The following is an 8,464-nucleotide window of genomic DNA, read 5'->3' as shown; positions in this document are numbered from 1 at the left end:
TCTGCAGCGGGCCGGGCAGGTGCAGTGCGGCCAGCCAACGGGCGGCGCGGGTGAGCCGGACGGCCACGCGGGTGGTCATCGCGGTGACGAGGTAGACGGCGAGAACGCCGCCTGCGGCCTGTGCGAGGAAGACGATGAAGCCTTCGGTCAGGGGCTGCGCGATCCAGGCCCGGGTCTGTGCGGCGGACGGAAGCCGCGGTGCCGGTAACAGGCTCGCGTGCAGCGACGCGGCGTAGCCGGCGGACACGACAGTCACGGCGCTGATGGCGCCCAGGATGCCCGACGTGGATCTCACCTCCCGCCTCCTCTCCTCCTGCCATGTGGTCGACGTGGTTCGTGATCGACGCTAGGAGCGGGCGGGGCGTGGGGGCAGGGGCAGGCGTCTGACAGACCCTCACACCACCTCACACGGCCTTACACACGCAGGTCACCGACGCTCAGCCGGTTCCACCCCCGAGGTGCTCACGGTCGGGGGCGGCTCACCGCGCCGAAGGTGTCGTCTGATCCAGGGGGATGGGTGCGAGCCCGGCGTCGGCGAGGCGATGGGTGTAGCGGTGCCGGAGCTGGGCGGCGCCGCTGTGGTCACCGGCGGCGGTGAGGGCGTCGGCGGCGCGGCGGTGCAGGTGCGCGTTGTAGGGATCGACGCGCAGCGCCGCCTCCAGCAGCTCTAAGGCGCGCGGTGGGTCGGATTGGGCGTCGGCCGCGGCGGCGTAGGCGTCGATGACCAGTCGGCGGGTCGCTTCGCGCGGCGGGTCGATCCACGCCCAGGTGTGGCCGGTGGCGAGGTCACCGGTGTAGGTGTCGATGACCTTCTGCCAGGCGCCGGTGTGGTCGGTGAGGGCGGTGGCGGCGTGCTGGGCTGCCGCGCGTAGGCGCCACAGGTCGACGTCGACGTGGTCCGGGTCGAGGCGGTAGCGGTCGTCACGGTGGTGAGCAGCAGCAGCGCCGATAGTGCGGCGCAGGTCGCTGAGGGTGGTGTAGAGGCGGCCCGTGACGGTGTGGGCCGGTACACCCGGCCAGATGGCGTCGGTCAGCTGCCGGGCGCCCAGCCCTTCAGGGTGAACAGCGAGGAGGATGAGGCCCTGCCAGGCGGCGCTGCGACGGACTGCGACGGGTCGCCCGTCGACGAGGAGGGCGGGTTTGCCGAGAACCCGCAGGTGAACCGATGGCGGCGGCTTCGCGACTTCGGCCGTTGTCGCGCGGACGGTAAGGGGATCGGCGGGGGGTCGGGGACGGGGAACGACCGTGATGTCGGGCAGCTGACGGCCTGGCGGGGATTGCGTGAGGGTGAGGACGGCGAGCAGGTCGGTGGCGGCGACCTGGTCCAGAACGCACAGCCGCGCCCCGCCCTCCTGCGACCGCCCCACCTCGGTGGTGTGACCGTGGACGTCGACGTGCCAGGCCGCTCCGACCGGCGAGGTGTCGAGGATGACGGCGGTGACGGTGCCGGTATCGAGCGCGGCGGCCAAGCGGCTGGCGGCGGGTCCCGCCGCGCTGTCGCTGATCAGCAGCGTCTTGTGTGCGGTGCCGTGAGCGAGCGTCAGCGCGTCGTCGAGGCTGGCGGTGACTTGCAGGCCGGGAAGTCCCTGTTGCAGTGCGACGGCGGCGGCCGGGCCGAGCAGCATCGTCAGGGCCGTGCGGGTGATTACGGTTGGCGTTCCGTCCGCCGGCTGCCGCAGGGCGGTCAGCAGTGTGGTGACCAGTACTCCCCTGCCGGCGTGCAGGGCGCCTGGCCCGGTCAGTGCGACCGCCGTCGGCAGCACCGTCAGCGGTCCCGCCGGCGTAGCCTCGCCCGGTGGTGAATGTCCAGCCGGGTCGTCGGAGTGGGTGGTGGCGTCCAGGGCCGCCCGGACAGCCGCGACGGTCGTCGACAGCGGAGCCAGGTCATGGTGCGGCGGTCCTGAGCCGGTCAGGGGCGCATAGTCGCGGCGGCGACGCAGCCACACCAGCACCGACGCAGCCGCTACCTCCTCGGCCGTCTCCCGGGGCAGCCACCCTCCCGGGACGGTGACCCCCTCCCCCACGTCCACCGCCTCGCCAATGTCGGGGCTGATGGGTGAGCCACCAGCGGCGGAGGCGGTGACCGGTGCCACCGGTTCGGCAGGCGCCGCAACGGCGGTGTGGCCCGCGCTCAGGGCCGCCGCGCCGGCGACACGTGGTGGCGGTGGCCTGCAGCGGTGTGGGCAGCGGCATGCGGCGCAGCCACCGCGCGCCGGAGCGCACCCGGCGGGCGGCGGCCGCGATGGCGGTGTAGGCGACGGACAGCCAGATCAGCCAGGCCAGCAGGGTCAACCCGGCGGTCAGCGTGCCTTGGGTCAACGGATGCGCCACCCACTCCTGCACCTGCTGCGCGGTAGGCAATCCCTGAGTGGGCCAGCTGGTAATCCTCAGCAGGAGCAGCGGCGGGACGATCAGAAGCAGCAACAGCGCAAGCAGTGCTGCCAGACGCCGTGGCCACCTCATCGCCACCACCAGTGTGTAGCGAGTGTTTCGCCTGCCAGATCAGGGCTCAGGTCGGTGAAGACGCTCATGGGATGGGGCGGGGGTGCGGGCGCAGGATGCGGGTCCACAGTTGGCGGATCCACCACACGGCGACCGCGATGGCGTAGATGACGCCGAGGATCCCGGATGCGCGGGGGCTGACCAGCGCTGCGGTGATGACCGCCATGGGTGCGCCGAGGATGAGCCGCAGCAGTGGTTGCCGCACCACGGCCATGATCGTGCCGGCGCCGAGGAGCAGCCCGCCGAGGCGGCCGGTGATGTCGATGAACAGGATCATGTTGGGCCAGCGGTCGGCGGTCAGGGAGTACTGGATGCACAGCATGCCGGCTGCCGCTGTCAGTACCGAGCTGGTGGGGAAGGATAGGAGCTGTGACCAGCCGCCGCGGGGTGTGCGCCACTGTCGGGCGGCGATGAGTGCCATCACCGACGCGACCGCGATGATCGGGGCGATGGGCAGCAGCGCCCAGCGCAGGAAAGGTCCGACAGCGGTCTCGATGTAGAGGCTGCCGACCACCGCGTACATGCCGGCGATCGCGCTGCCCATGCTCGCGGCGGCGAGGATCCCGGTGCCGGTCTGGACACCGGGTGGGATGTGGTCGGTCGGGTTGCGGGCGGCGATGGCCGCGGCGATGACCGTGCCGGCGCCGAGGCAGGCGATCAGGGCGAACACCGCGGCCATGGCTAGCTCACCCCAGTTCAGGATCGCCGTGGCAGGGATGACGCCGAGGATCCCTCCCCGCCATTCCGGGGTGAGGAGGAATTGAGCTACCAACGCCAGGGACGCGAAGCCGGGCACCGCGATGGCGACAGCCCTGCGCAGCGGCGGCACCGCAGTCGGCTCCTGCGCGACAGCATCGCCGCTGACTGCGACGGCGCCGACGTCGGCGGCGCCACGCACCGCGGCCAGGTGAGGATCGGCCGCCACGATGGGGGTGATGCCGGTCGCCTCGCTGAGGGTCTTCTCCAGCAGCGGCATGTGACTGACCCCGCCGGCGCAGAAGATGCCGGCGACACCTGCTCGGTCGACTTCCGCCGCGGCGATCGCTTCCACCGTCAGCTCAGCGACCCGGTCCAGCGCGGGCCGCGCGGCCTGATCCAGCAAGGCAGCGTTCAACACCGCGGCGGGGCCGCCCGGCAGTGGCACGGTGACCGCCGGATGGTGAGCAAGGGCATGTTTGCCCGCCTGCACGCTGGCGGTCAGGCCCCACCTCTCTGCCTGCTCGCCGGTAGTTCCCGTTGCCGCTGGGACCAGCATGGCCGTCAACGCGTCGTCGATGGCGCTGCCGCCGGCGTCCGGGTCCGTGAGGGTTGCCAGGACCTCGAATCCTGCCGGGCCACGCCGCAGAACGCTGACCTCCGCGGTGGCGCCGACATCGCAGATGACGAAGAACGAGCCCACCGGAAGCTGCACACCTTCGGCCAGCAGCTGGCGGCCACGGCCACCGGCGCTTCCACCAGGCGAGGCTGCGGCAGGCCAGCGCGGTACGCGGCGTGCCGCAGCCACGTCCGCCGCCGGGGCCCCCACCCCGCGGGCACCACCACACGCACATCCTCCACCGCGACGCCCACCGCCTGCTGCGCCTCACCAGCGACCCGGCGCAGGGTCGCCACGACCAGATCCAACGCGTCGACCTCAGTGCCAGCAACGGTGAGCATCTGCTCGGCAGAGCGCCGAGGCGCCGGGATGAACCTTTGCGGGTCCGTGACGGCCGCCTGCCAGGCCCGCTGCCCGGTCAGGACGTTCCCGTCATCGGACAGGAACACCGCGCTGGACAGCGCCGGCCCGCCGTCGAACCGCAGCGGGAACCACCTACCGTCCGGCCAGGCCACGACTGCGGTCGTGGTGGCACTGCCGCAGTCGATCGCTAGCCGCGCCTCCCCCGGTCGCATAGACCCCAGTCAAACATGAGGATCACTGTCACGTCACCCATGAATCACGCACAGCCACCGACAGGCAGGGGCCGGAGACGACATTGGAGATCACTACCTGCCGCCCTCGATCGCTTCACCCACTTGGCCGAGAGGATTGCGGGGAGGGCGCAGGTCCGACGTCAGCCCGCCGGATGTGAGGTTCACGCGTCGCGATTTCATGCCACCTGCCTTGGGGAAGGATTGACCGTTCCACCTCTGCCTGCGCCTGCCGGGCACGGCCAGCCTACTGTCGGCCACACGACACCCTGCCGCCCGGTCGCCGGCCACCGCACTAGCCCGGCCGGTCGGATGATCGTCCGATGCGATTCCGACACACCCTCGTAACCCTCACCGCCGTCACGCTCATGCTCGCCGGCTGCGGCAACAACTCCACCAACAGCCCCCAGGCCGCCGGCCCCGCCGCGGCCACCAGCGCGGCCGAGAAGGCGCCGGCGCCAGCCCCGCCGATGGACGCGAAGGCGGTGCTGGCGAAGCTGACCGCCGCGAAACTCGGCGCCACCCACGGCGCGGTGCAGGACGAGGACAACGACCCCAACGACCTGCTCGGCCGCCCGAACGGCTACACGTCCCGCGCCTCCGCCGACCTCCCCGGAGGCGACACCGAAGCCGACAAGTACGGCATCGACCGCGGCCTTGTGATTGAGGTGTGGCCGACCGCCGATGATGCGGACCGGCGGTCGAAGTTCATCCAGGACACGCTCAAGAACATGCAGATCTTGGGCACCGAGTACCACTACCGGGCGGATCAGGGGCGGGTGCTGGTACGGGTGTCGGGGAAGGTGAAGCCGTCGCTGGCGAAGAAGGTCGAGGCGGCGCTAGCCGGCCTGTGACCCGCGCACGACCGCGGGCCGCCACCCAGCTCGGCACGGCGGGCCGCGGTCGTGTCACCGGGTCAGTCGACCAGCTCGACGACCATCTGCGCCCGGTAGTCCTCCGGCTGTTCCCCGGCCGCGGACCGCACCTCTTCGAGGTGCCCGAACAACCGGTCCAACATGTCCCGCAGCCCAGCCACCGGCCCGTATCCGCCCAGCTCGGCCGGGTGCGGCCCGTTGGCCTGCTTCGGCGCTTCCCAGATCCGGTCGACGTGCCGATAGAGCCTCCATAACGCCTCGTAGTGCGCGGCGCGCTGCTCGGCCGTCATGAGGGCGAGGAACCGCTTGTCGTGGTGTGACAGGCGGGGAGATCCCGGCCGCCGGACTGGCCGAGGCGGAGCAGCAGGCGGAGCGGCTGCGCGCCGAGCTGGCCGAGATCGAGGCGCGGCTGGCTGAGCTGCGCGAGGCCCGCTGAGGCCGCCAGCCGGGGCCGGGCAGACGCGGCGGAGCGCTAAAGCGGCCGCTACTTCTTCGGGTCGCCGCCGCTGCGCAGTATGGAGGTGAGCTCCCTGACCATCTGGATTCTTGCCGTGAGCTGGGGGTCCAGGGCCATCAGCAGGACGGTAAGCGCCCAGAGGAACGCCGCGACGGTGGCCGAGCGGGCGAGCGCGTCGTCCCGGAGGATGCCGCGTTGGGTCAACGCCACCACCAGCGCCAGCGGGACGAGGGCGATGGCGGTGGAGCGCAGCATCGAGCGGAGCCAGGCGAGGAGGACGAGTGCCCGTCGGCGCGGCGGCGGGGCGTCGGTGAGCCCGATCAGCGATCCGATCCGGCCGGTACAGATCGCGCCGAGGCAGGCCAGGAGAAGACGGCGCAAGTCGGCCGGGGTGTCAACCTCCGGCATGGCGACCGCGACCTGATGCGCCCGGATCCCGGCGGCGAGGCGGCGCAGACGCTCACGCAGGACGGCGTCGCTTTCGACGGACGGCAGCCGCAGCGCTGCGGCGAAGCCGTGCTCGAGTACGTCGGCAAGGGCGTTCAGCCGACCCGCGATCGCCCGCCGACCCACTGCCTCGGCCATGTTCCGGCGCGGATCGGCCAGGGCGTCGAGCAGGACAGCAAGGTGCTCGAGCGCGATCCACTCCGGGTGGCGGCGCATCTGCCTCCGATAATCCAGCGGAACGATGCACGCGGCGCCCAGCAGGAGGGCGACGACAAGTTCCAGGATCATCACTGCGGCGAGCCGTAGCCCCATGACCCATATGCCGGTGGGCTGGCCGGCGGCGTCTTCCAGAACTGCGCTCGGCCGCAGTACCGGGCCGAACCCATTGCCGGCGGTCACCACCAGGCCCAGCACCGGCGCGGTGATCGCCACAAGCAACCTCCAAGGCCCGGCGCCTGGCCGGGCCAGCGCCCGCCCGGGCAAAACGGCGACCAACATGCCGAGTAGCGTCGCCCCGATCCGCTGCCCGGCCGAAACGTCGAGCGGTGCCATCAGGTACAGCGGAACGGCGATCCACAGGAGCAGGATCAGGCACAGGAGCAATGGGACCGCACGGACCTCACGGACCGCGTCGCGGGCAGCCGCCGCAACCGACAGGGCTCGCAGGCGGGAACGCACCTGCGGGTCGGCGAAGACCGCGCTGCCAGCCAGACTCTGGATCCGCTGCCAGCGCGCCTGCCGGGCGCGCGCATCATGCAGCACCTGGAACCAGCGGCCTGTCCGGGTGAACATCCCCGATTCCGGCGACCTCCACGAGGCGCGATGCCGTCGCATAGCCTCCCGAAACCCGTGCCAAAACTCCGCTGAAAGCGGGTCCGGAAGGGACATGCGGAGAACGAGCAACGCGATGGTGCGCATGCGGGCGCGCCGTCGCGCGCGGTCGGGGATGGCCGTGGTCGGTGCCGCGGAGGTCACCTGACCCGGGGCAGGCGGGGTCGCATCCGCCGGGCGATCATGGGTCACATCGGCCAATGCGTCCCACCTCTCTCGCCGGCTACCGCCTCGACGTCAGCGTACTCAGCAGGTGGAAATTCACGGATCGTCGCGGAACCACCGCGGGTGCCGGGGTGACGTCGGGTACGTCGGCCTTGACGTAGCGGACCAGCAGCTTGAACTCGATCAACGCGAGGGTGGTTGGGGTGGGTGGGCTCATGACCTCCCGGGCCGCCTTGCGGCGGTCCGCGTGTTTGCTGGCTACCTCTTGGGCGTCGGCTTTAGGTGCTTGGGAAGCAGGCCGCTGCTGGTGACGATCTGCAGCTCCTCGCACTCGCCGGTGCAGCCGGCGTAGGCGTTCTGGCCGATCAGGCGGGCGGTGTCCGGCTTGGGCTTCTGGCGGGAGCCGCTGCACTCGTTCGTGGCAAGCTGTCTGATCCTGGCCTGCGCCTGCCTCGGCGTCGCTATCGGGCGGTTGCCGCGGGAGCGGCTGCGCCGGATCGGCCGGGCCGCGCCGGCCGTGGGCGTGCACACGCTGGTCACCCTGGTATTCGTCGCCCTCCTCCCGTCGGGGCTGACCGCCCTGCTCGGCTCGTTCACCAATGTGGCCGTGGCGGCGTTGCTCGTGCTCGGGGGGTATGCCTGGGTCGTGTTAGTAGTGGCGGCAGCCGCCTGTTTCGCTGCTTTCTTGCTGCCGAGCCCTCGCAGAGGGGATCGCCGCGATCACCTCAACCAGCAAGCTGCCTTGACAACTATGGACAGATAGCATCGACCGCAGAACGCGCCGATACGCGAAAATCGCAGATGTCAGCAACGATTGTCGCGAGGACCAAGGTCTCACGCCCGGACTAGACGAAGATTCCGAGCTCTTCCGCCCGCCTCGAGCACGGCAAAAGACCCACTCACCGGATCCACCGCGAAGTCGGCAAAATCACCGCTCAGAACAAGGGATAGGTTTCCTTCCATCAATGAAAGCTGCCATATCCCCGATTCAGTGTTCTCAGCAGAAATGGCCCATTCGAGCGTTGCTGGTGGTGAGGACAGTCCTGGCCCGCCTGACCCGGCACGGCTCTTCTGTGACGGTGAAGAACGCCAGGTGGTTGTGCGGGCCCTCGGGTCGGTGCGTGTGCAGGACGTCGTCGAGGTGCAGGAAGCGGTCCACGTACTCGCCGCAGGCGAGCGCGAGCCGCTCGCCGTACGCAGTCGGCGGTGAGATGCGGTGGGAGTTCGATGCGCGGTGTCCGCCTCGGGGGCTGACGCGAATCATGCCCGGACAGGGCTT

10 protein-coding genes are annotated in these 8,464 nt (G+C 70.9%); 3 read left to right on the top strand and 7 right to left on the bottom strand.

The genetic code is table 11. From position 1 onward, the window contains the following. The 3 genes from JNW89_RS02695 to JNW89_RS02685 form a co-directional block, all read right to left on the bottom strand. Positions 1-247 (bottom strand): hypothetical protein (locus tag JNW89_RS02695; protein ID WP_238447528.1); only part of this gene is annotated, 247 nt, incomplete at its 3' end. 232 nt (positions 248-479) lie between these two features. Continuing rightward, positions 480-2,093 (bottom strand): hypothetical protein, encoded by a 1,614-nt coding sequence (locus tag JNW89_RS02690; RefSeq protein ID WP_238447527.1) that lies wholly within the window; start codon positions 2,091-2,093, stop codon positions 480-482. Between the two features lie 434 nt (positions 2,094-2,527). Continuing rightward, complete coding sequence (locus JNW89_RS02685) at positions 2,528-3,901, bottom strand: Hsp70 family protein (RefSeq protein ID WP_238447526.1); 1,374 nt, start codon at positions 3,899-3,901, stop codon at positions 2,528-2,530. Positions 3,902-4,733: 832 nt separating this feature from the next. Between JNW89_RS02685 and JNW89_RS02680 the strand changes: the two genes are divergently transcribed. Continuing rightward, a complete protein-coding gene (locus tag JNW89_RS02680) occupies positions 4,734-5,264 on the top strand; it encodes a hypothetical protein (RefSeq protein ID WP_238447525.1) in 531 nt (176 codons plus the stop codon). Positions 5,265-5,326: 62 nt separating this feature from the next. Here JNW89_RS02680 and JNW89_RS02675 read toward each other — a convergent pair whose 3' ends face one another. Next, complete coding sequence (locus JNW89_RS02675) at positions 5,327-5,575, bottom strand: hypothetical protein (RefSeq protein ID WP_238447524.1); 249 nt, start codon at positions 5,573-5,575, stop codon at positions 5,327-5,329. Positions 5,576-5,601: 26 nt separating this feature from the next. Here JNW89_RS02675 and JNW89_RS02670 point away from each other — a divergent pair, with 26 nt between their 5' ends. Then, a complete protein-coding gene (locus JNW89_RS02670; RefSeq protein WP_238447523.1) occupies positions 5,602-5,721 on the top strand; it encodes a kinetochore protein SPC24 in 120 nt (39 codons plus the stop codon). 48 nt (positions 5,722-5,769) lie between these two features. On the opposite strand, the gene JNW89_RS02665 is transcribed toward JNW89_RS02670, so the two are convergent. After that, positions 5,770-6,981: a hypothetical protein gene (locus JNW89_RS02665; RefSeq protein WP_238447522.1), complete on the bottom strand. Its 1,212-nt coding sequence runs from the start codon at positions 6,979-6,981 to the stop codon at positions 5,770-5,772. A 262-nt stretch (positions 6,982-7,243) separates the two neighbouring features. Continuing rightward, entirely contained in the window at positions 7,244-7,402 is a 159-nt protein-coding gene (locus JNW89_RS02660; protein ID WP_238447521.1) for a hypothetical protein, read from the bottom strand. Positions 7,403-7,570: 168 nt separating this feature from the next. Here JNW89_RS02660 and JNW89_RS02655 point away from each other — a divergent pair, with 168 nt between their 5' ends. After that, positions 7,571-7,948, top strand: coding sequence for a hypothetical protein (locus tag JNW89_RS02655; protein ID WP_238447520.1), 378 nt, complete (start codon positions 7,571-7,573; stop codon positions 7,946-7,948). Between the two features lie 234 nt (positions 7,949-8,182). On the opposite strand, the gene JNW89_RS02650 is transcribed toward JNW89_RS02655, so the two are convergent. After that, positions 8,183-8,449: a hypothetical protein gene (locus JNW89_RS02650; protein WP_238447519.1), complete on the bottom strand. Its 267-nt coding sequence runs from the start codon at positions 8,447-8,449 to the stop codon at positions 8,183-8,185. Positions 8,450-8,464 lie beyond the last annotated feature (15 nt).

The sequence above is a fragment of the Micromonospora sp. 4G55 genome (assembly GCF_016803375.1).
The sequence above is the reverse complement of the archived record's forward strand: the minus strand, read 5'-3'. Positions and strand labels throughout refer to the sequence as shown.

Excerpts from the sequence above, each read along its gene's own strand:
- JNW89_RS02680 (WP_238447525.1), top strand. The coding sequence starts at position 4,734 with ATGCGATTCCGACACACCCTCGTAACCCTCACCGCCGTCACGCTCATG.
- JNW89_RS02675 (WP_238447524.1), bottom strand. The coding sequence starts at position 5,575 with ATGACGGCCGAGCAGCGCGCCGCGCACTACGAGGCGTTATGGAGGCTC.
- JNW89_RS02665 (WP_238447522.1), bottom strand. The coding sequence starts at position 6,981 with ATGTTCACCCGGACAGGCCGCTGGTTCCAGGTGCTGCATGATGCGCGC.
- JNW89_RS02660 (WP_238447521.1), bottom strand. The coding sequence starts at position 7,402 with ATGAGCCCACCCACCCCAACCACCCTCGCGTTGATCGAGTTCAAGCTG.
- JNW89_RS02650 (WP_238447519.1), bottom strand. The coding sequence starts at position 8,449 with ATGATTCGCGTCAGCCCCCGAGGCGGACACCGCGCATCGAACTCCCAC.